This is a genomic window from Rubellimicrobium mesophilum DSM 19309, from assembly GCF_000600335.2.
In the GTDB taxonomy this organism is placed as follows: Bacteria; Pseudomonadota; Alphaproteobacteria; order Rhodobacterales; family Rhodobacteraceae; genus Rubellimicrobium; species Rubellimicrobium mesophilum.
Genome location: NZ_KK088598.1, coordinates 1 through 21,098 on the forward strand (window position 1 = coordinate 1; position 21,098 = coordinate 21,098).

Annotated in this window: 21 protein-coding genes; 18 read left to right on the plus strand and 3 right to left on the minus strand. The window is 68.3% G+C overall.

Annotated features, from left to right (window positions below; all coding sequences use genetic code 11):
- The 17 genes from RUMESO_RS17685 to RUMESO_RS17760 form a co-directional block, all read left to right on the plus strand.
- On the plus strand, window positions 1–245 hold a 245-nt coding region (locus RUMESO_RS17685), incomplete at its 5' end, for an integrase core domain-containing protein (protein ID WP_037277710.1).
- Window positions 246–279: 34 nt separating this feature from the next.
- Entirely contained in the window at window positions 280–864 is a 585-nt protein-coding gene (locus RUMESO_RS17690) for a toprim domain-containing protein (RefSeq protein WP_051521450.1), read from the plus strand.
- Between the two features lie 129 nt (window positions 865–993).
- Entirely contained in the window at window positions 994–1,632 is a 639-nt protein-coding gene (locus RUMESO_RS25330; RefSeq protein ID WP_037281988.1) for a hypothetical protein, read from the plus strand.
- 191 nt (window positions 1,633–1,823) lie between these two features.
- Window positions 1,824–2,729 carry a DUF7146 domain-containing protein gene (locus RUMESO_RS17700; protein ID WP_037281989.1) on the plus strand — a complete coding sequence of 302 codons (906 nt, stop codon included), beginning with the start codon at window positions 1,824–1,826 and terminating at the stop codon, window positions 2,727–2,729.
- Between the two features lie 363 nt (window positions 2,730–3,092).
- Window positions 3,093–4,709, plus strand: coding sequence for a hypothetical protein (locus RUMESO_RS17705; protein ID WP_211262920.1), 1,617 nt, complete (start codon window positions 3,093–3,095; stop codon window positions 4,707–4,709).
- Entirely contained in the window at window positions 4,706–5,212 is a 507-nt protein-coding gene (locus tag RUMESO_RS17710) for a hypothetical protein (RefSeq protein ID WP_037281991.1), read from the plus strand. Before RUMESO_RS17705 ends, RUMESO_RS17710 begins: the two co-directional genes overlap by 4 nt.
- 247 nt (window positions 5,213–5,459) lie before the next feature.
- Window positions 5,460–5,747, plus strand: a complete 288-nt coding sequence (locus RUMESO_RS17715; RefSeq protein ID WP_051521451.1) for a hypothetical protein — start codon at window positions 5,460–5,462, stop codon at window positions 5,745–5,747.
- A complete protein-coding gene (locus tag RUMESO_RS17720; protein WP_037281993.1) occupies window positions 5,731–6,024 on the plus strand; it encodes a hypothetical protein in 294 nt (97 codons plus the stop codon). Before RUMESO_RS17715 ends, RUMESO_RS17720 begins: the two co-directional genes overlap by 17 nt.
- 301 nt (window positions 6,025–6,325) lie before the next feature.
- Entirely contained in the window at window positions 6,326–7,375 is a 1,050-nt protein-coding gene (locus RUMESO_RS17725) for a helix-turn-helix transcriptional regulator (RefSeq protein WP_037281995.1), read from the plus strand.
- A gap of 207 nt (window positions 7,376–7,582) precedes the next feature.
- Window positions 7,583–8,728, plus strand: a complete 1,146-nt coding sequence (locus RUMESO_RS17730) for an aminotransferase class I/II-fold pyridoxal phosphate-dependent enzyme (protein ID WP_051521452.1) — start codon at window positions 7,583–7,585, stop codon at window positions 8,726–8,728.
- Window positions 8,725–8,913: a hypothetical protein gene (locus RUMESO_RS17735; protein ID WP_051521453.1), complete on the plus strand. Its 189-nt coding sequence runs from the start codon at window positions 8,725–8,727 to the stop codon at window positions 8,911–8,913. The genes RUMESO_RS17730 and RUMESO_RS17735 overlap by 4 nt, the downstream gene beginning before the upstream one ends.
- A gap of 20 nt (window positions 8,914–8,933) precedes the next feature.
- On the plus strand, window positions 8,934–9,788 hold the full coding sequence (locus RUMESO_RS17740; RefSeq protein WP_037281997.1) for a hypothetical protein: 855 nt from the start codon (window positions 8,934–8,936) through the stop codon (window positions 9,786–9,788).
- Between the two features lies 1 nt (window position 9,789).
- Entirely contained in the window at window positions 9,790–10,953 is a 1,164-nt protein-coding gene (locus RUMESO_RS17745) for an aromatic amino acid lyase (protein ID WP_281177578.1), read from the plus strand.
- Window positions 10,950–11,351, plus strand: a complete 402-nt coding sequence (locus tag RUMESO_RS27950) for an aromatic amino acid lyase (RefSeq protein ID WP_281177579.1) — start codon at window positions 10,950–10,952, stop codon at window positions 11,349–11,351. The genes RUMESO_RS17745 and RUMESO_RS27950 overlap by 4 nt, the downstream gene beginning before the upstream one ends.
- Before the next feature lie 83 nt (window positions 11,352–11,434).
- Window positions 11,435–12,778, plus strand: coding sequence for an aminotransferase class I/II-fold pyridoxal phosphate-dependent enzyme (locus tag RUMESO_RS17750; RefSeq protein WP_051521454.1), 1,344 nt, complete (start codon window positions 11,435–11,437; stop codon window positions 12,776–12,778).
- A 51-nt stretch (window positions 12,779–12,829) separates the two neighbouring features.
- Window positions 12,830–13,087: a hypothetical protein gene (locus RUMESO_RS17755; RefSeq protein WP_156363007.1), complete on the plus strand. Its 258-nt coding sequence runs from the start codon at window positions 12,830–12,832 to the stop codon at window positions 13,085–13,087.
- 402 nt (window positions 13,088–13,489) lie between these two features.
- Entirely contained in the window at window positions 13,490–15,370 is a 1,881-nt protein-coding gene (locus RUMESO_RS17760) for an Ig-like domain-containing protein (RefSeq protein ID WP_037281999.1), read from the plus strand.
- A 21-nt stretch (window positions 15,371–15,391) separates the two neighbouring features.
- Here the strand turns inward: RUMESO_RS17760 and RUMESO_RS17765 are convergent, their stop codons facing one another.
- Window positions 15,392–15,586, minus strand: a complete 195-nt coding sequence (locus RUMESO_RS17765; RefSeq protein WP_037282000.1) for a hypothetical protein — start codon at window positions 15,584–15,586, stop codon at window positions 15,392–15,394.
- 564 nt (window positions 15,587–16,150) lie between these two features.
- Between RUMESO_RS17765 and RUMESO_RS25335 the strand changes: the two genes are divergently transcribed.
- Entirely contained in the window at window positions 16,151–18,781 is a 2,631-nt protein-coding gene (locus RUMESO_RS25335; protein WP_051521455.1) for a beta strand repeat-containing protein, read from the plus strand.
- A 510-nt stretch (window positions 18,782–19,291) separates the two neighbouring features.
- Here RUMESO_RS25335 and RUMESO_RS17775 read toward each other — a convergent pair.
- Together RUMESO_RS17775 and RUMESO_RS17780 are read right to left on the minus strand one after the other, a co-directional pair.
- Window positions 19,292–20,047, minus strand: a complete 756-nt coding sequence (locus tag RUMESO_RS17775; RefSeq protein WP_037282001.1) for an ATP-binding cassette domain-containing protein — start codon at window positions 20,045–20,047, stop codon at window positions 19,292–19,294.
- 1 nt (window position 20,048) lies between these two features.
- Complete coding sequence (locus tag RUMESO_RS17780; protein ID WP_211262921.1) at window positions 20,049–20,930, minus strand: ABC transporter permease; 882 nt, start codon at window positions 20,928–20,930, stop codon at window positions 20,049–20,051.
- Window positions 20,931–21,098 lie beyond the last annotated feature (168 nt).

Consider the following 21,098-nt stretch of genomic DNA (forward strand, 5'->3'; position numbering starts at 1 on the left):
CCCGCCAGCTCGGGCTGAAGCCCTGCTTCACGCCCGTGAAGAGCCCCCAAAGCAATGGCATCTCCGAGGCCTTCGTCCGCACCCTGAAGCGCGACTACGTCCAGGTCACGCCCTTGCCGGACGCTGCCGCTGTCCTCGGATTGCTCCCAAGCTGGTTCGAGGACTACAACGCCCACCACCCGCACTCCGGGCTGAAAATGCGCTCGCCTCGCGAGTTCATCGCCGCCCAAACCGCAACCGCCTGAGTGTTCGGTCAAACGGGGGCCAGATCAGCGCGTGATGGACCAGGCCATCCCCAACACCGCCGACATCTACGGCAACGATCCGGTCCACCAAGCGCATGAGACGAATGCCGTCGCTGGACCCTCGGAGGCCGACCTCACCCCACCCGGCGAGTTCGTTGTGGTCGTCGAACCGCCCGAGGGCGTCTTCGCGCCAGTCGTGGTTGCCGCGAGCGTAGAGAGCGCCTTGGTCCTGGCCTCCGCGAACCTGCTGCCCGGGTCGGCCCGGATCCTCGCCCCCCGCTCCGTGGAGGGTCTGGCTGCGGTGCACCTGCCTGAGCCGTGCCAGAAGCGCGGGGTTCCCCCGCAGAGACCCGGCCGGGTTGTGTTCGCTCCCGATGGCAGCCCGGAAAGCCGCCAAGCGGCCTATCAGGCGGCCCACCGCGCCCAGGCCGCCGGCTGGACGGTCGACTTTCTGCCCGCTCCCGAGGGGTCGCAGTGGACCGACGTGCTCGGCGGCAGCGCAAGCCCGCCGGAGGAAGACCTGGCGCGCATTCGGGACCTCTGGACGCGGCCCCCCAGTTCCGACCTCCCCGAGGAGGTCTCCGGCCTGACCGACGACATCGACAACCGGCCGGTCTGACCACGACCGCGCCTCGGAGCGGCCCTCTTGAGCCGCTCCTCCAGCCCAGCCCCACGGCTGCGCTTCGCCCCGGCCTCCAAGACCAACCTGCCGCCGGCCCGTCCGGCCTTCACAACCAAGGAACCAACCATGACCAGCACCTTCGCCTCGTTCGACATCGGGCCCTCCAGCGTGCAGGGCCCTTGGCTCACCTGGAGCGCCCAGACCCGCGGCTTCATGCTGCGCACCGGCAGCGGCAAGGAGCCCTTCGCCGGCTTCGAGAGCGGCGTCGTCCTCGACATCGACACCATGCGGACCGGCTGGCAGCGGTCGGACGGCATCGCAGGCGTGCCGCCCGAGTGGCAGTGGAACCAGAGCCTGTCCCAGTTCGAGCCCCGGCCGGGCGAGGATTGGAAGCAGGGCTTCCACATCCTCTGTGGGATTGGCGACGGGCAGACCGCGATCTGGGAGCAAGCCGGCGCCTCGGCCTGGAATGGCTTTCTGGGCCTGGTCCCGGCGTTGCGGCAGCAGCCCGCCGAGGGGGTCCTGCCGCTGGTGAAGCTCGTGGGGACGCGGGAGGCCCGGTTCAACAAGGGCAAGGCCACGATTCCTCTCTTCGAGGTCGCCGAGTGGGTGCCGCGTCCGGCTTGCCTGGTGGACAGCGGCATCTCGACAGCCCCCTCGCTGCAGCGCGCAGCGGCTGTGGGCCAGACCAGGACCAACGTTGCGGCTCCAGCCCGCAACACGGGGCCCGCCTACGCCGACCTCGACGACGAGATTCCGTTCTGACGCTCGGGCCGGCCCCAAAGGGCCGGCTCCCTCCTTGCTTGATGAGGACGCACCGCGGTGGCGCAGATCTCCCTCCAGCCCAAGACGGACACTATCCAGGCCCACTTCGTACCCGTTGCCAAGCGGTGGTCGGATGTCGACCCGACCTGTCGGCTCGACGTCGTTGCCACCCTGATCCGGGGCCGGGCGTGATGAACGCGCGCGACCTCACCCACGCCCTCAAGGGCACCTGGTTTGGCCAGTATGGGATTGCCTGCTGCCCGGCGCATGGGGACCGCTCGCCCAGCCTCTCCATCAAGGACGGTCAAGACGGCCGCCTGCTGCTGCATTGCTTCGCGGGCTGCTCCTACGAGACGGTGCGGGACGCCCTCCAGGATCGGGGTCTTCTCGAGGAGCCCTGGCGCCCCGCCCTACCCCAACCGCACGTCCTGCACCGGCCAGAAGCCGCTACGCCTACCGGCGACAGGGACGACGCAGCCCGCACGGAGCGGGCCCTTGCCCTCTGGAAGGCGAGCGGCCCTGCTTCAGGCACCCTGGTCGAGACCTATCTCGCCTCGCGCGGCCTCGTCCTGCCGCCCGGTGACGTGCTTCGCTTCCACCCCGGCCTCAAGCACCCCTCGGGCGGCCGCTGGCCGGCCATGGTCGCACGTGTCACGCGCGGGCTCGACGGGGCGCCGCTCGCCATCCACCGCACCTTCCTCGCCCGCGACGGCGCCGGCAAGGCGCCGGTCAGCCCGGACAAGATGATGCTCGGGCCCACCCGTGGTGGCGTGGTGCGGCTCGCGGAGGCGTCCGAGCGGGTTATGGTCGGCGAAGGGATCGAGACCTGCCTGTCGGTGATGCAGGCCCTGGGCGGTCAGCCCAGCTGGGCCGCGCTCTCCACCTCGGGGCTCAGATCGCTCGATCTGCCGAGCTCGGTTCGGGAGGTGGTCATCCTCGCTGATGGCGACGACCCCGGAGAAGCCGCGGCGCGAGCAGCGGCCCAGCGCTGGCAGCGAGACGGACGGCGGGTCCGCATCGCGCGGCCGCTGCTGGGCCAGGACTTCAACGACCTGCTTCGCGGGAACTTGCGCCTGACCAACGAGGTCCGGGCATGAACGAGCACGTGCGCCACCAGGGAAAGGACCTCATCCGCGCCGCCCTCGCGGAGGCCGAGGAGGTGCGCCTCCCGCTCGAGGACCTTGTGGAGGCCACCAAGACGGACCCTGGCGCGCCCTTCGCTCCCGAGGCCATCGAGGCGCTCGCCATCCTGAAGGCCGAGAACCGCCCTGCCTTTGAGGCGCTGCGGGCGCGACTGAAGGCCCAGGGCTGCCGCGTGGGCGCTGGACCAGGCGCTGGCCCGGCAGGGTGGCGCGAAGGGCGGCAAGCGGGCGCGCACCCAGGCCGATCGCCTGATCCAACTCGCCGGCACGGCCGAGCTCTTCCACACGGCCGATGGCACCCCCTACGCCGACCTCACGGTGGCCGGACACCGGGAGACCTGGCCCCTGCGGAGCAGAGGATTCCGCCTCTGGCTTGCCCGACGCTTCTTCGAGGAGACGCAGGGGGCACCGAACGCCGAAGCCATGAGTGGAGCCCTGGGCGTTCTAGAGGCCAAGGCCTGCTTCGACGGGCCGGAACGGCCGGTGTTCGTCCGTGTGGGTGAACACGAGGGCAGGATCTACCTCGACCTCGCCAACACGGCCTGGCAGGCGGTGGAGGTCGACAGCACCGGCTGGCGCATAGTCGACACCCCGCCCGTGCGCTTCCGTCGTGCCCCGGGGATGAAGCCGCTGCCGATCCCAGAGCGGGGTGGCTCGATTGAGACGCTGCGGCCCTTCCTCAACGTCCAGTCCGAGGCCGACTTTGTCCTGGTGGTCGCCTGGGCTCTGGCCTGCCTGCGCCCCAAGGGGCCCTATCCGCTCCTGGTCCTCTCGGGCGAGCAGGGCTCGGCCAAGTCCACCTTCTCGGCCATCTTGCGGGCGCTTCTCGATCCCAACAGCGCGCCTTTGCGGGCGCTCCCGCGCGAGGACCGCGACCTCTTCATCGCCGCCACGAACGGGCACGTCCTGGCCTTCGACAACCTCTCGGGCCTCTCCTCCTGGGTCTCGGACACGCTCTGCCGTCTGGCCACGGGCGGGGGCTTCGCCGTACGGGCCCTCTACTCCGACCAGGAGGAGGTCCTCTTCAAGGCAATGCGGCCGGTGATCCTGAACGGCATCGAGGACGTGGTCACCCGCGCCGACCTCGCCGACCGTGCCATTGTGCTGCAGCTGGCGGCCATCCCCGAGGACAAGCGCCGGCCGGAGGCCGAGATATGGGCGGAATTCGAGCGGGCGCGGCCCCTGATCTTGGGCGCCCTCCTCGACGGGGTGGTGGAGGGCCTGCGCCGCCTACCCACAACCCGCCTGCCGCGCCTGCCCCGCATGGCGGACTTCGCGCTCTGGGCCAGCGCCAGCGAGACGGCGTTCTGGCCCGAGGGCACCGTCTGGGCGGTCTACGAGAGCAACCGCCAGGAGGCGGTCGAGAGTGTCATCGAAGCCGACCCGGTCGCCACAGCGGTGCGCGCCCTCATGGCGGATCGGACGGAGTGGGTGGGAACGGCGACCGATCTCCTGGCCGAGCTGACCCGGATCGCCGGCGAGCGGGCCGCCAAAGCCAAGACCTGGCCCGATGGCCCCCGCGCCCTCTCGGGACGCCTCAAGCGGGCCGCCACGTTCCTGCGCAAGGTGGGCATCGAGATCGATCACGTGAAGGGCAAGGGGAAGTCGCCGGCCCGTCTCATCCACCTCGCGACGCAGGCCACGGCTGGGCTGACCGACAGCGGGGCGCAGCGACCGTCCGAACCGTCCGAACCGTCCGCGCCCTTGACAAAGCTCAACGGCATCAACGGCTTCGAGGCTCTGACGCGTCGGACGGTCGAGACGGCGTCGGACGCAAATGCGGACGATCGTCGAGGTCCGATGCCCCCGACCGTCCGACGCAAGCTCCTGGAAACACAGGCGGCGGACGGTTCGGACGGTGCGGACGCAAATATCCCCGCCGCCTCGGAGCCGGAGGAAGAGACAGCCGCCGGCGGATGGAGGATGACGCTGTGAGCGCGGCTCTGGCCCTCAAGGCGGCCCGGGAGGCTGGCCTTCAGCTGCAGGTCGAGGGTGAGGACCTGATCCTTGAAGCAGCCGCGCCCCCTCCGGCCCCGGTGCTGGAGCGGCTCAGGCAGCACAAGGCGGAGGTCATCGGCCTCCTGCGTCGTGAGGCCGGCACCTGGTCTACCGAGGACTGGCAGGCCTTCTACGACGAGCGAGCAGGCATCGCCGAACACGACGGCGGGCTCTTGCGTCCCGAGGCCGAGGTCCAAGCCTTCGAGAGTTGCGTGGCCGAGTGGCGGAACCAGCACCCGGTGGGCTCGGCAGCCAACTGCTGCCTCCATTGCGGGGGACCTGACACCTCGGCCGAACCGCTGGTCCCGTTCGGGATCGAGCCCACAGGGCCGGCCTGGCTGCACCACCGCTGCTGGGACGCTTGGTATGCGGGCCGCCGGGATCGCGCCGTGGCCGCTCTTGCCGCCATGGGCATCACCGATGGAGGGACCTCCCCATGAGCAAGACCCTCACCGTCCTCCCCGGTCCATCCAGCGCGGAGGTCGACCCGGTCAACGCCCTGGCCCCTCTGGACCGTACCTACGGCTCCGATACGGCCCTTGTCTCTCTGGAGGCCCCTCGTAGCGCCGACGGCCGGTTCGGCCCTGGCAACCGGGCCGACCTCGAGGTAGCAGGAACAAGACCACCCAAGCCGCTCAGGCGCTGCTGGAGGGCGAGGCCGAAGCCCTGACCCGCAAGGCGGTGCAGATGGCGCTGGCGGGCGACACCACGGCCCTGCGGCTCTGCCTGGAACGGCTCCTCCCGCCCCGGCGGGACACGCCCATCGCTCTGGACCTGCCGCCGCTGCACTCGGCCCGGGATGCCGCCCAGGCGGTCGGAGCCGTGGTGGCCGCCGTGGGACGAGGGGACCTCACGCCCCTGGAGGGCAAGGCCGTGGTGGACCTGATCGACAGCTATCGCCGCATCCTCGAGGTGACCGAACTCGAGGAGCGCGTGGCCGAACTGGAGGAGGCCCTCCGTGGCCGCCCGGCATAGCGCCAGGGTGCGGCGCCTCATGGACCGGATGCGAGGCCGTTATACCGACCTTTGGCAGGCGCGGCTGGCCAAGATGACCCCGGAGGACCTGGTGGCCGAGGTCCGACACATGGCGCAGCAGCGGGGGTGCCCAGCAGACCTGCTCCCCGAGGACCTCGATGGGGCCCTGGTGTGGCTCCAGGAGCAGACACAGCGGGACCTGGCGGCGCTACCCGAGGCGGAGCGGGAGGACCTGCTGGCCCGCAATCCCCAGTATCGGGATTTGCTACGACCGTGATGCGGCGGAGATGTCGGCCGTCATAAAGCGACCTTTTGTTCTTAGGGATGAGACAGCGCCAGCAAGCATCTAAGCGCAACCTTCCTTCGGGTGGATCTTGACGGGCCTGACTCACCGGCTGACCATCTGACTGTGGGGCACTTGTTCAAATGGACTAACTTTCAGGCACTTGCCTGACTCGTAACCAGTGATAGCGTTGTCGTGTGACGTTTGTTCAAATGGGTCTCGTGTGGCCTTGGTAGGTTCATCGATACAGGACGCCATCGCGCGAGCGGCTCTCGATCCTTCCGCTTGGCAGGACGTGACCGACGCCTTCGCGGCCGACTTCCGGGGCGCGAACTTCGTCATGGTGGGCTACGACCTCTCGATCCGGCAGAGCATCACCGACGCCTTCGCAGGCTATAGCCCCGAGTGCATCGAAAGCTACGGGGCGCATTACGCCGTCACCAACCCCTACCACGCGACCTGGGACGCGCTCCCGGCGGGCCGCGTCGTCCATTCGGCCGAGCTCATTCCGGAAGAGGAGCTTCTCCGCACCGAATACTGGAACGACTGGCTCCGGCCCCAGGGCGACCTTCGAAACGCCATGGGCGCGGTGCTGGCGCGCGATCCGGGGCGCCTGTTCATCTTCAACACCCACATCGAGCTCCGGGCCGCGAGCCGGATCTCGAAGCGCCTGATGCAGACCCTTCGGGGCGCGGCGCCGCTCCTGAACCGCAGCCTCGAGATCAACCGCATGCTCCTGGGGCTCCGGCTCGACTCGACGCTCCTGCGGTTCGGGCTCGAGCCGGAGGACGCCGCGATCCTGTTCCTGGGCGCGCAGGGCGGGATTCTCTACGCGAACGCCCAGGCCGAGCGTCATCTCGCGGAAGGCACGCTTCTGCAGTACGACGCTCGCGGCCGGCTCACCTTCGCGAACCTCCAGGCGGCGGCAAGCCTCGCGGCCGCGATCAAGGGCGTGGCGCGGCTCAGCGACCTCAACTTCCACCTCGAGACGAAGTCCGGGTCGATGGAGGTGCGCATGTTGCCACTGACTGAGGGGGTTCTCGACCAACTCCGGGTGCCGCTCCTGGTCCGCACCCCTGTGCCGGCACTCCTCGTCGTCCTGCGGCTCTCGCCCGGCACGACATCGGCGGACCAAGTCCTGCAGGAACGGCTCGGCCTCACGGCGGCTGAAGCCACCGTCGCCCTCGCCCTCGCGGAGGGCGCCACCATCGCCGAGATCGCGGAGGCGCGGGGCGTCTCGCGCTTCACCGTGCGCGACCAGGTGAAGCGGGCCATGGACAAGGCGGGTGCCCGGCGCCAGGCCGACCTCGTCCGGCGTGTCATCGAGCTGCGCCGCACCCGCTGAGGCGGCCCGGACGCTGGGGTGAAAAATATCCACAGTCATCCTGCAAACGCAGGATGAACGCGATCCTGGAACGGGATCAGATGGGCTTACCGGGGAGGGGTTAGCTCTGGTTCCGAGTGTGAAGGTTGCGTGTCTCCCTGCGGACGCATGCTCGTCCAACTCTGCTCCCTCCCCGGTGCCTCTGCGGCTCCGGGGAGGGAGCTTATCATGTCGAGTTCGAAGCCCATCGACATCCATGATGGCATCTCTATCGACTACGTCGACGCGCGGACCACCAACCTCCTGGATCGGTGGATCCGCCACGCGGAGTGGTGGAACGCCCGGGGCCAGGCCGGCCTCGACTCCTACGCCAGGGTCACGACCGGGCGCATCGCGCCGCGGACGCATGCGCTCGACCGGCACGGCCGGGCGATCTCGGGCCTGAACTTCGCCTCTCAGGACTACCTGAGCCTCACCTCCCACCCCCGCGTGATCGCGGCGGCTCAGGCGGCCGCCGAACGCTACGGGGTCCATTCCGCGGGTTCCGCCGCGCTCATGGGCCTCACCCCGCTCACCTGCGAGCTCGAAGAGCGCCTCGCCGCCTTTCTGGGCCTGCGGGAGGCGACCGTGTTCCCGACGGGATGGGGCGCGGGCTACGGCGCCATTCGCACGCTGGTGCGCCCGGGCGATCATATCGTCCTGGATGCGCTCGCTCGGACCTGCCTGCAGGAGGCGGCGAACATGAGCGGCGCCGAGGTCCATCGCGTCCTCCACTGCTCGCCCGAGGCGGTCGCGCGACGGCTGACCGGGATCCGCAAGGAGCACCCGCGAACGGGTATCCTCGTGGTGACGGAAGGCGTGTTCTCGATCGACAGCGACATCCCTGACATTGCCGCGCTCCAGGACCTCTGCCGCGAGCACGAGGCCACCTTGATCGTGGACGTGGCCCATGACCTGGGCGCCCTCGGCGAGACAGGCCGCGGCGTCCTCGAGGAGCAGGGCATGGTCGGCAAGGTGGATGTCGTCACAGGAAGCTTCTCCAAGGCGTTCGCCTCAAACGGCGGCTTCGTGGCCACCAACCACCCGGCCCTGAAGCTCGCGCTGCGCCACGGCTGCGGCCCGCTCACCTTCACCAACACCCTCTCACCTGCACAGGCCGCCGCGGTGCTCGAGTGCCTTTCGATCGTGGAGAGCCGGGAAGGGGTGGAGCGCCGACAGCGGCTCAGGACCAACCTGCGCCGGCTGCGGCGGCGCATGACCGAGGAGCGCTTCGACGTACTTGGCCAGCCGAGCGCCCTCGTCCCGGTGGTCCTGGGCGGCAGCGCCCTCGCGCGGGTGATGACGGCGGAGGTCCAGCGGCGCGGGGCCTCGTGAACCTCGTCGAAGACCCGGTCGCCTCGCGCAACGCCTGCCACTGGCGCCTCCAGGTCATGGCCGACCACACCGAGGAGCAGGTTGAGGCCTTCGTACGGATCGCCGTGATGTCCCGGGAGGCCGTGTGGGATTGCCTGGAGACCGGGGCGCTCCTGGAGGCTGGGATCGCTTCGCCGGCCCACTGACAGCGAATGGAGACCTGACGATGGCACAACTGCGTCGGCCCCTCCGAACACTGCCGGCCTGGCTCGTTCAGGCTCTGGTCCCAATCTATCTCCTCGCGATCTTCGGCCTGCCTACGGCTGCCATCGGCGTGGCCTTCGAGGCGACCCGGAGCGTGATTGTCGAGCTTCTGGTTCTCGTGGCGGGGCCCCTGGCCTATGCCGCTCTCTTCGCGGCTGTTGCCGGCGGCCTGAGCCGCTTTCATGTCCCGGCCATCGTCAAAGGGCACTTCCCCCGGAGCATCGACCACCCGGTCTATGGCCACAGGCGCCTCTACGGTCTGTGCTGGACGTCGCTCTACTACTTCAAGCCTGTCTACTTCCTGGTCCTGAGCATTCCTGCCCTGAAGACCATGACCTTCCGGCTCTTCGGCTACCGGGGCTCGATGGACTTCACCGTCTACCCGGATACCTGGATCCGCGACCTGCCGATCCTTGACTTCGGTCCGGGCGTCTACCTCGCCAACCGGGCGACGCTCGGGACCAACATGCCGCTGAGCGACGGCACTATCCTCGTGTCGCCCATCACCCTGGGGGCGGGCAGCGTGCTCGGACACCTGGCCGAGCTAGGACCCGGGGTCACCATCGCCGAGGGCTCCGAGATCGGGACGCGGTCAGCCATCGGGGTGGCTTGCCGGATCGGTCGGGGTGTCTCCATCGCCCCCGACGTCTCGCTCGAACATAGCGTCCGGGTGGGCGACGGGGCCCGGATCAGAGCCTGCGCCCGCGTCGGTCTCAACAGCGTTGTGGGCCCAGGCGATATCGTCGAGTTCGGCGAAGTGGTCCCGCAGCGGAGAGGCGAGGGGCCGGGCAACATCGTCGCCCAGCTGAGGGCGTGACATGACCCACCATGACACGCCTCAACTCCTGCATCCCGGGGATCTGGACCTCGCCTTCCTCCGGCGTGCCCACCGGGGAAGGCTCTCAGTCGCGTTGCCCCAGGAGGCCTGGGTGGATGTGACGCGCTGCGCGGCCCTGGTCCAGGACGCGATGCGGTCGGAAGCGCCGGTCTATGGTATCACCACCGGGTTCGGCCTGAACGCCAGGGTCAAGATCCCGGCGGAGCAAGCGGTGGAGCTCCAGCGCCGCCTGGTCCTCTCGCACTGCACCGGGGTCGGCCCCGACATGCCGCCCGATGTCGTGCGGCTGATGCTCTGCCTCAAGGTGAGCGCCCTGGCCCAAGGCGTGTCGGGCGTCCGGCCGCAGCTGATCGAGGCGCTTCTCCGTCTTCTCGCCAACGACGCCTTTCCCTGCATTCCGGCCAAGGGATCGGTCGGAGCTTCGGGAGACTTGGCGCCACTCGCCCACCTCGGGGCAGCCCTCATGGGCTTGGGCCGGATCCAGTTCCGGGGCGAGGCCAGGCCGGCCGGCGAGGTCCTGCGCGAGATCGGCCTCGAGCCCTATGACTGGCAGCCGAAGGAGGGCCTGGCGCTCATCAATGGGACCCAAGCCTCGACAGCCCTGGCGCTGGGTGCCTATTTCCGCATCGAGCACCAGTTGGGCGTGGCGGTGGCGGTGGGCGCTCTGACCACCGAGGCGGCCTTCGGGAGTCCGGCGACCTTCGATCCTCGGCTTCATCGCCTGCGCCGTCAGCCTGGGCAGATCCGGATCGCCTCGGCCTTCCGCGATCTCCTGGCCGACGGACCACGGCGGGATGCCATGGTGCCTCGCCGGCGAGAGCAGGACCCTTACTCGCTGCGCTGCCAACCTCAGGTCCTGGGCGCCTGCCTGGACCAGCTCCGGTTCGCAGGCAACGTGCTCCTCTCCGAGGCCTGCAGCGTGACCGACAACCCTATACTCTTCGGCGAGACGGGCCATCTTGAGGTGGTAAACGGCGGAAACTTCCACGCCGAGCCGGTCGCGATGGCCGCGGACAATATGGCCCTGGCGGTCGCCGAGATCGGGGCAATCTCGGAGCGCAGGATCGCCATGCTGATCGACCCCGCTTCAGCGGGCTGCCGGCCTTCCTGGCATCGACCGAGGGTCTCGACTCGGGGTTCATGATCGCTCATGTGACGGCGGCGGCGCTGGCCAGCGAGAACAAGTCGCTCGCGCATCCGGCTTCCGTCGACAGCATTCCCACCTCCGCGAACCAGGAGGACCATGTCAGCATGGCCACCTTCGCGGCGCGCCGGCTGTTCGACATGGCCGACAACGTCGCGACCATCCTCGCGATCGAGCTCCTGGCGGCGGCCCAAGGCGTCGATCTCTGCCCGGATCCGCCTCTGGCGCCGCGGATGAAGCGGCTCCACGACCTGGTCCGACAAGCGGTGCCGTTCATGGATCAGGATCGGTTCCTGGCACCCGACATCGAAGCGGCAGAAACGCTCGTCCGGTCCGGCAGCCTCACTGACGGCCTCATGCTCCATCTGCAATCCCAACCTCAGCCGGATCTCCTATGAAACACCTAAACGCCCAACTCGAGACCCATCACCTGGAGCCGTGTCCCTCGTCTGGCACTCTGTCGGCCCACCCGACCCCCACGATGACGGAAGACGATCTGCGCGCTCTCAGCTGGGGAGTCGCCGATCACGTGGGCGAGGCCGGCGCACCGCTGGGGGAGCGCTTCCGCGGGCTCGCGGCCGATGTGGCGAATGCCTCGAGCCTGGGCCTTTATCAGTATTTCAGGACCCACCAGGCGGCTGTCACCAGCTTGGCCGCGGTCCGGGACCAAGCCGGCCGAGCCACCACCGGGCTCAATGGCGCCTCCCAGGACTACCTGGGCCTGGCCGGTGACCCACGCGTGACAGAGGCCGCCAAGGCCGCCATCGACCGCTGGGGCGCCCACAGCGCCGGCTCGGGCCCAATGGGCGGCCGCATCGCGCTCGCCGTCAAGATCGAGGACGTGTTGAGCCGGCAGCTCGGCCTCGACTGGACCTGCCTCTTCCCGACGGGATGGGCCGCCGGCTACGGCGCCATCAAGGCCCTCCTGCGACCGGGCGACCACGTCGTCCTCGACAGCCTCGCCCACAACTGCCTCCAGCACGGGGCGCAGGCCTCGGGCGCACGCATCCACCTCTTCCCTCACAACGACCTCGATGGCCTGGAGCGTCGCCTCGCTCGGATCCGGCGGGACGATCCCGCGGCCTCGATCCTCGTTATCACCGAGGCGCTGTTCTCGATGGACTCCGACACCCCGGACCTCGCGCGGGTAGTGGAGATCAAGGCCCGTCATGGCGCCCACCTCCTGCTCGACGTCGCCCACGACTTCGGCTGCCTCGGCCCGGGCGGCGCGGGCCTCATGGCCGAGGCCGCAGGGTCCTATGAGGGCGTCGACTACGTCATCGGCTCCTTCAGCAAGACCTTTGCCTCGATCGGGGGCTTCTTTGCCTCGAACGACGAGGGTGCGCTCCGGGCGGTGCAGGCCTTCTCCGGCTCCTTCACCTTCTCGAACTACCCGATCCCGGCCCAGCTCGGGGCCATCCGGGCGGCCATGGACATCGTGTTCTCGCTCGAGGGCAACGAGCGCAGGGCCGCGATGCTCGCGAACGTCCGCCGGCTCCGGGACGGCCTAGTGGTTCAAGGAATGGCGACGCTGGGCCGCCCTTCCGCCATGGCGATCGCCGTCGTGGGCTCCGAGGCGCGGGCGCGGCTCGCTTACCGCGAGATCCTTGTGCAGGGCGTCATCGTCAACTGCATCGAGTTCCCGGCCGTGCGCCGCGGCGAGTCGCGCTTCCGGATCCAGCTTTCGCCCGACTGGAGGCAGGCGGAGATCGACCGGATCGCAGAGGCAGTGGGGGAGGGGCTGCGTCGGGCCGATCGGCTCGATGGCGAGAGTGCTGGCCAAAGATTGATCCGGGGCAAACTCGCGCTCCCGGCCGGCGAGTAGGTCCGACCAAAGGCAGGGGATGATCGTGTCCCAGTCGAAGGGGATCAGTTGATGAGTGACGCACGTCGAAACACGATGATGGTGAACGTCTCGAGGGCGGTGAACGGGATCCCGCAGAACCCGGCCGTCCTGTGTGGGGCCCTGGTCCTGACCGGGCTCACGGCCCTGATGATCCTGGCGGGCGAGGACACCCGCCCGGTTCGGACGGAGATCCTGGAGTTGGGGACCTTGACCTACCGCACCGGGGTCTTCCGCGCCCCGCACCCCGCGAGCTTCGCGCCCGGAGCCGATGCCGGTGAGACGGACTGAGGCGGCCTGTGGACCGAACCGTGGTTGCTCCGGATCCTCGGCCCGGTGTGCCACTAGACGTTGCAGGAACCGGGAAAACACTCCCGCCATGGATGTATTTTGGGCTCCCGTCCATTCGTCGCTTGTCTGTTATCGGGGCGTTGATAGCGTCCTGCCCCTGCGTCAGGGCGAGCGGGTGCCGGGTGGCTTTGGTGATGAGTGGGGTTCAGGACGCGAGACCTCGCTTCGCGAGCGGTTCTGCCGCAGGCCGAGGCGTGACGGACGGCTTCGTTGTCGGCGTCCGTCCGGCGCCCCCCGCCGCGTCCTCCGCGACACGACCACCAGAGGCGGCGGGAGGCCCGTCGAGCCCATGGCTCGCCGCCGTGAACCAGTGACAGCGTCAGAGTAGGCAAGGGGAGCGCCATGACGACCACCACGAACATCGAAAAGACCATCATCGGCAATCCAAAGATCGCCACCCTGCCGCAGCTGGAATCCTATTCCCGGGAGTATCTGGCCGCGCTCGAGAGCGGCTACCGGCCGAGCACCGCGACGCTGACGAAGATGTTCGACTCGCTCGACAACGTCACGAGCGGGAAGCCCAGCCTCATGGCCGCCCTGACCGCCGTCGAGACCGAGATCGTCGAGCAGGTCTTCCTTCGCGACCCTCGCCTGGCCACCAACGCCCAGCTTGCGCCGATGCTGAGCTTCTACGCGGGCCTGATCGCGCACGGCTACGAGCCCGACGCGGCGACCGCGACCGCCATCGTGCATGCGCTGGAAGGGGTGACGACGAGCAATCCGACCCTCCTGGGCCTCCTCGACACTATCACCCATTCCCTTGCAGGGTCCCCGCCGGTGGCCGTGGCCTCGACGATCCTCCTTCTGGACGGCACGGCGCACGGCACGATCGAGGGCAAGCTCGCGGGCCATGATCCGGACGGCTCGGCGGTGAGCTTCGCGCTCGATCCGAACGGCAGCCCGGCCCACGGCAGCCTCGTGATCCGGGCGGACGGCACCTACTCCTACACGCCGGTCGTGGGCTACGCCGGCAGCGACACCTTTGCCTTCACCGTGACGGACGCCGATGGGCGCTCCTCCACGGCAACGGTCTCGGTCAAGGTGGCGGCCGCGGTCCCCTCGTACTCGGCCGTCCAGTTCGACGGGACTGCCGGCCACGACGTCCTGCACGGCGGATCGAACAGCCTCTACGAGTTCTACACCTTCTATGACCCGGATTTCGGTCAGGGGACCGCGCTGAGGTACACGCAGGAGCAGAGGCTCTACCTCATGGGCCATGAGGGCGACGACATCATCACGGGGCGGGCCTACAACTTCGAGAACTACCTCTTTGGCGACGAGGGCCACGACGTCATCACCGGCGGCGCGAACAGCGGAACCAACTTCCTCGTCGGCGGGCTTGGCAATGACACCCTGACGGGCGGGGTCGGCAGCAGCCGGAACGAGCTCCACGGAGGGGACGGCAACGACACCCTCATCGGCGGCGAGGCGGGGACGATCATCGCGGTCGATCACCGGAGCCCGAACTACCTCTATGGCGAGGCAGGGGACGACATCCTGGTCGGCGGATCCTATTTCAACCTCCTGGACGGCGGCACGGGCAACGACCGGGTCACCGGAGGCTCGGGGCAGGACGACGTCGTCCTGGGCGATGCCGGGGGCGGCGATTTTGCCGATGGCGGCGACTCGCAATCCTTCATCCGGGATACGCTGACCCTTATCGGCGGGGCCGGAGGCGAGACCATGAGGGCCGTCGGACACGACGCATTCGTCGATGGGCGTCTGATTGGCCAGAACTTCGAGACCTTCACGTTCGCCGGGGGCGCCGGCAACGACACCCTGATCGGCGGCGAGGGTTTTGACGGGCCCTACGCGATCTATCCGCAGAACTACCTGTTCGGGGGCGCCGGGAAGGATGCCCTGGTCGGCGGCGCGGCGCGGGACTGGCTTGTCGGCGGCACCGACGACGACCTGCTGACCGGCGGCGCCGGGCGGGACTACTTCGCGTTCAACCCGTCCGAGAATACCGGGACCGACACGATCACGGACTTCGAGATCGGCGCCGACATCATCACCTTCCGGGAAGGACCCACGTCCGGCTATGGGGAAGGCTACTTCGCGATCAGCGAGGCCCATGTTGGCGGCGACGCAGGGCTGCTGGACACCGTCCTCACCCTGACCGACCGTTACGGCAACAGCATGGGCCGCGCCGTTCTTCTCGACGTAAGTGGGCTCAACGAGAGCATTCTGATCTGGGGCACCTGGACGCCTCCGCTCGAGTGATCCGGCCCCCTCAGGCCGGGGTCAGAACCCCGGCTCGGCCTCGCGCTCCGGCCGCGCGATCAGCGCGGCCAGCGGGTTCGTGGGCGAGAGCGTGAGCCCCGCGAGGTTGAGGATGAGCTCCGCATTCGTCCGCGCCTGGTGGGCCTGGCTACAGGTTGGGCCCATGGAAAGGGGATCGTTCACGAGCGCCGCCGTCGTCTCCATCTCGGCCAGCATCTCGCGGATCTTGGGGAGATCGGGGACAATCCGCTCCTCCTCGAGCCGGTCCCAGCCGCGGCGAGGCCAAGCCGTGGACGACCTTGATGTCGCCGTGGACCTGCAGGGCGCGGAGCAGGAGCCATCGCAACGCGCGAGAGGACCTCGGTGTCGGCCGCGGCCACCAGGCGGCCGAAGAGCGCACCCGACAGGCCGAAGGGGCTCTCGCCGGCCTTGGCGCCTCCTTCCCCTGCGACCTTTGCCAACGTGGCTCGTCCCTTCAGCCCATCTGATCACCGCAGGCTCCGCTCGCAAGGGCGACGTGTCACGGCAACGTGAGCACGAAACTGCGCCCCATCCTGCAAACGCAGGATGATTCTTGGCCCGGGACGTCGGAGCTATTGCGCCACCGGGGGGTGAAGCAGCCAGGGTGGGATAAGCGGTGAGTCCGGTGTCAGGCCGGGGGCGGTGATCTGTTGACCGTCCCCGCCGTTCCCTGTCCACGTCGCAATGCCGTCCTTGAGGCGTCTCCCGCCAGGGTGTTCACGCGGCCAGAAGGGCTGCCGCTGTTGGGAGAAAGTCAGTATGCCGTCCGAGATCTGGCTCAAGGACTACACGAACGAAGGCACGACCCAGACCGTGTTCTGGGACTACTACAGTACAGCTGACGGGCCGAACGGTGCCTTTAACGTCGGCACCCGTCAGCTGATCACGGGAAGCTTCGAGGGCGGCCACCAGGACCTCACCTATACGAATGGACAGGCGGTCACGTGGACGTGGTCCCAAGGCAATACACTCCAACTTCAGAACATCGCCTATCCTGGTGGGTATGAGCAAGTCGGCGGAACTCTGACCTTCACCTACGTCTGGGGCGAGCACCATTACGATCAAGCGTCCGGCACCCATTCGGGATGGGTCAAGACCGTCTGGACTCCGAATGCACTAGGCACCGAAGATTCGATCCAGTTCGTCGACAACGAGTGGTTCATGGCCAATGCCAGCGGCTACCAGACTGGCGGGGGCTGGAACTACAGCGATGTAGCCGGCCACACGCTCGACGATCTGGTCGAGGAAGGCACCACGATCTACGCCGGAGGGTCCACGGGGCTCGTCGATGTCCGCACCTCCGACTTCGGCGAGACCATCGTTGGCAATGCAGGTGACCTGCGGCTGCAGAGCCGTGGCGGCAATGACGTCATCTCCCTCGCTGGCAACAGCAACGTCATCGACGCGGGGGGCGGAGATGACCAGATCTTGGCGGGGCACTCCATGAGGAACGCCGACGCGGCTGCTCACCTCGTCACCGGCGGCGCGGGCAACGACACCTTCGGCAGCGATGGCTTCAGCACGCCAAACGCCACGTGGGTCTACAGCGGCGCACGCTCCGATTACACGATCGACATCAACAGCGATACCAATGCTGTGACGATCTGCGACCTTCGGGCTGGCTCCCCGGACGGCACTGACAGCATGCCTACGGGCATGAACGGGCGTCTCCAATTCGCCGACGGCAGCTACGGCTACGAGATCTGGGCCTCGACCGGTACGCAAGGCGACGATCTTCTGATCGGCTCTGCGGGGAGCGACTACTTCGAAGGGAAGGGCGGGATCGACACCGTCAGCTTCGAGGATCCCATCCAGATCGGAGACCCGGTCCTCACGCCGGTGGTGGCCGACCTCGCGGCGGGCACCGCCTCGGGCGCGGGTATTGGGTCAGATCGCCTGTCCGGCATCGAGAACCTTGTCGGCGGCTTCGGGGCCGACACGCTCCGGGGCAATGCTGGGGCCAACGTCCTGACAGGGGGCGAGGACAACGACATCCTCGATGGTCGAGGCGGCAACGACCGCCTGATCGGCGGGATCGGCGCAGACAACCTCACGGGCGGAGCAGGTGACGATACCTACGTGCTCTCCGGCGATGACGTGGCGCAGGACACCGTTGTGGAGATCAGCGGGGGCGGGTCGGACACGATTGAGGTCGGCCAGTCCTACACGCTCGGCGCTAACCTCGAGAAGCTTCTGCTCACCGGCACGGGCGACTTCGCTGGCACGGGGAACTCGGCCGCTAACACGCTGACCGGCAATAGCGGCGCCAACCTCCTCGACGGCAAGGCCGGGGCCGACATCATGGCCGGCGGCGGAGGCAACGACATCTACGTCGTCGACAACGCCGGCGACCGCGCCAACGAAGTGGCGGGCGGTGGCACGGACGAGGTCCGCACCACCCTCGCGAGCCTCGACATCTCGCTTAATGGCATGACCAACGTCGAGAACCTGACATTCACGGGCACCGTCGCCTTCACCGGCACGGGTAACGCACTGGCCAACACGCTCACGGGTGGGGCTGGGAACGACAGCCTCAACGGGGGCGGCGGCAACGACACGCTCATCGGAGGCCTGGGCAGCGACTCCCTGGCCGGCGGTGCAGGCAACGACACCTACCTCGTCGCGCAGGCGGGCGACCTGGTGGCCGAGGTCGCGGGCGGCGGCACCGACACGGTGCGCGCGTCCGTGTCCGCAACCCTCGTGGCGGAGGTGGAGAATCTCGTCCTGACCGGCACGAGCGCGCTGAACGGCACCGGGAACGGCCTGGCCAACACGCTGACCGGCAATAGCGGCGCCAACCTCCTCGACGGCAAGGCCGGGGCCGACATCATGGCCGGCGGCGGAGGCAACGACATCTACGTCGTCGACAACGCCGGCGACCGCGCCAACGAAGTGGCCGGCGGTGGCACGGACGAGGTGCGCAGCTCGCTCGCGAGCACCACACTGAGCGGCGAAGTCGAAAACCTGACGCTCAGCGGATCGGCCGTCACCGGAACGGGCAACTCCTTGGCCAACATTCTGCGTGGGACCGACCTGACCAACACGCTGCTTGGAGTCGATGGCAACGATCGCCTGATCGGTGGGGGCGGCAACGACAGCCTGAACGGCGGGCTCGGTCTCGACGTCTTCGTCTTTGCCAGCACCACAAGTGGGGCCAAGTTCGGCAGCGATACCGTGGCGGACTTCGACTACAACCCGACCGGCGGTCAGGATCTCCTGGACGTGTCGGCCCTGGGGATCACGGCGGCCACCTTCGCCTCTCGCGTGAAGTTCACCGACTTGGGGTCCGACATCCTGGTCACCCTCGACGGGCTTGCCAGCCAGACTATCCGGCTCGTGAATGCCCAGACGGTTGGCAACATCACCGCTCAGGACTTCCTGCTGGCATAAACAAGCCGGACACAAAGTGGTTTCCGTCTGGAGCCCCTCCGCATTAGGAGGGGCCATTCGCTAGGCGAGCGGCTCGATTGCATAAGGCAGACGCGGGGCGAGGTCCGCCCCTCCGAGCTCCAAAGGACGTCTGTGCACTCGGGCCCGACAGGGGAGGGGCGCCACCGTCCGAACCGTCCGTTGCGTCCGCACCCCGAGGAAAGCTCAGCTCCTACAGCACCTTGGCCCCGCTCACGTTCGGACGGTCGAAACCGATGCGGACGCAAACGCGGACAGTTGCCGCGTCCGAACACCCCCGACCGTCCGACGTAACATCTTGGAATGCCAAGCTGCGGACGATGCGGACGGTTCGGACGCAAATTGCCCCGTCATCTCGGAACCGAACGGCCCCTACCCTCACCACTTGCATGGAGATGCCCTGTTCCTCACGCTCACGTCTGGGTGTGTCAGGGGGCGACCGTTTCTAAATCGGCCTTGAACGCCGTGCGCCTGCCTGGCCTGTGCTTGTCCTCAAAGGAGATCCTGCACCTCTTCCATGGAGGTCTCCCCCATCGGCTTGTCGAGCACGACTTGGCCCAGCGACATCGCCACGATCCGGTCGCAGCAGGCGAAGACATGATGGAGGTTGTGGGAGATGAAGATTGACGTCACCCCCTGCGCCTTGAGCGAGCGCACGAAGCCGATGACCTTGGCGGTCTCCTTGACCGAGAGGTGGTTCGTGGGCTCGTCGAGGATCATCACCTTGGACCTGAAGTGCATGGCCCGCGCGATCGCGACGCCTTGCCGCTGGCCGCCCGAGAGCTCGCCCACTAAGGCGTCGGGGGAGCGCAGGTGCAGGTCCACGTCGGCGATGGCCTTGACGGAGTCGGCACGCATCCGTCGTTCGTCGAGCCAGCCGATGCCGCCCAGCGACCATTTCAGCGGCTCGCGCCCGATGAAAACGTTGCGGGCGATGCTCATGATCGGGACCATGGAGTTGTACTGGTAGATCGTCTCAATTCCGAGCTCCATGGCGTCCCGGGGGTTGCGCATGACCACGGGACGGCCCTCGACGCGGATCTCGCCCTCGTCGGGGCGCACGAGGCCCGAGAGGATCGAGATCAGCGTGGACTTGCCCGCGCCGTTGTCGCCCACGAGGCCCAGCGCCTCGCGCGGGGCGACGTCGAGGCTCACGCCCTTGAGCGCGTGGACCCCGGAATACCACTTGTGCAAGTCGCGGACGGAGATCAGCGGCTCGGCCGCCGGGCTGTCGAACGTGCCGTCCATGTCAGGTCTCCACCTTCATCGCCCGACCGCGCTTGCGGAGCCAGGCGTTGCCGACCACCGCGAGGATCGTGAGCGCGCCCACGGCGAACTGGAACCAGTTCGAGTCAACCTGGGAGAGCACCATGCCATTGTCGATCACCCGGATGAGCAGGGCACCGATGATGCCGCCGATCACCGAGCCGATGCCGCCGAAGAGTGAAGTGCCCCCGATCACGGCGGCGGCCACCGCCTGGAGCTCCATCCCGATGCCGATGGAGGGGAGCGGCGAGCCCAGGCGCAGGACCTGGAGCATCCCCGCGAAGCCCGCTAGCACCGAGCACAGGACGAAGCAGGCGATCTTCACCCGCGCGGTCGGGATGCCCATGGCCTGTGCGGCGGGGAGGAACCCGCCCGTAGCGCGGATCCAGTTGCCGAGGTTCGTCTTGGCCAGCAGGAGGGTCACCACGGCGGCGATGGCCAGAAACCAAAGGAAGGAGGCGCGGATCAGGCCGCCCGGCCCCACAAAACCCACGAAGAGCCACGAGGGCACCGCGGCCGGATCGAGACGGGGAGGAAAGCCGCCGGAGATCACCACCGTGAGCGAGCGCGCCATGAACATCATGCCGAGCGTGGTGATGAAGGACGGAATGTTGAACTGGATCGTCACCCAGCCGTTCACCAGCCCGATCGCCACGCAAACGATGAGGCCCGCTCCAACCGCCAGCCAGAAGGACCAGCCCGCGACCATGAGCACCGCCATGGTCATCGGCATGAGCGCGAAGACCGAGCCCACGGACAGGTCGAACTCCCCGCAGATCATCAGGACGGTGACGCCGACGGCCACGAGCGCGACCTCGGGCAGGAGCCCGAGGACGCCCCGCAGATTCTGGCCGCCCAGGAACACCCCGTTGGAGGTGAGCTGGAAGGCCAGGACCAGGATCGCGAGGAGGAGCGCGGCCGCCAGCTCGGGCTTCTGCAGCGCGAGCTTGAGGAGCCGCCGCCCCGGCGCGCGTGTGGCGCCTCCCGAGGCGGCGGTCGATCCGGCGGAGCCCAGGGATGCGCACCCGCCGGA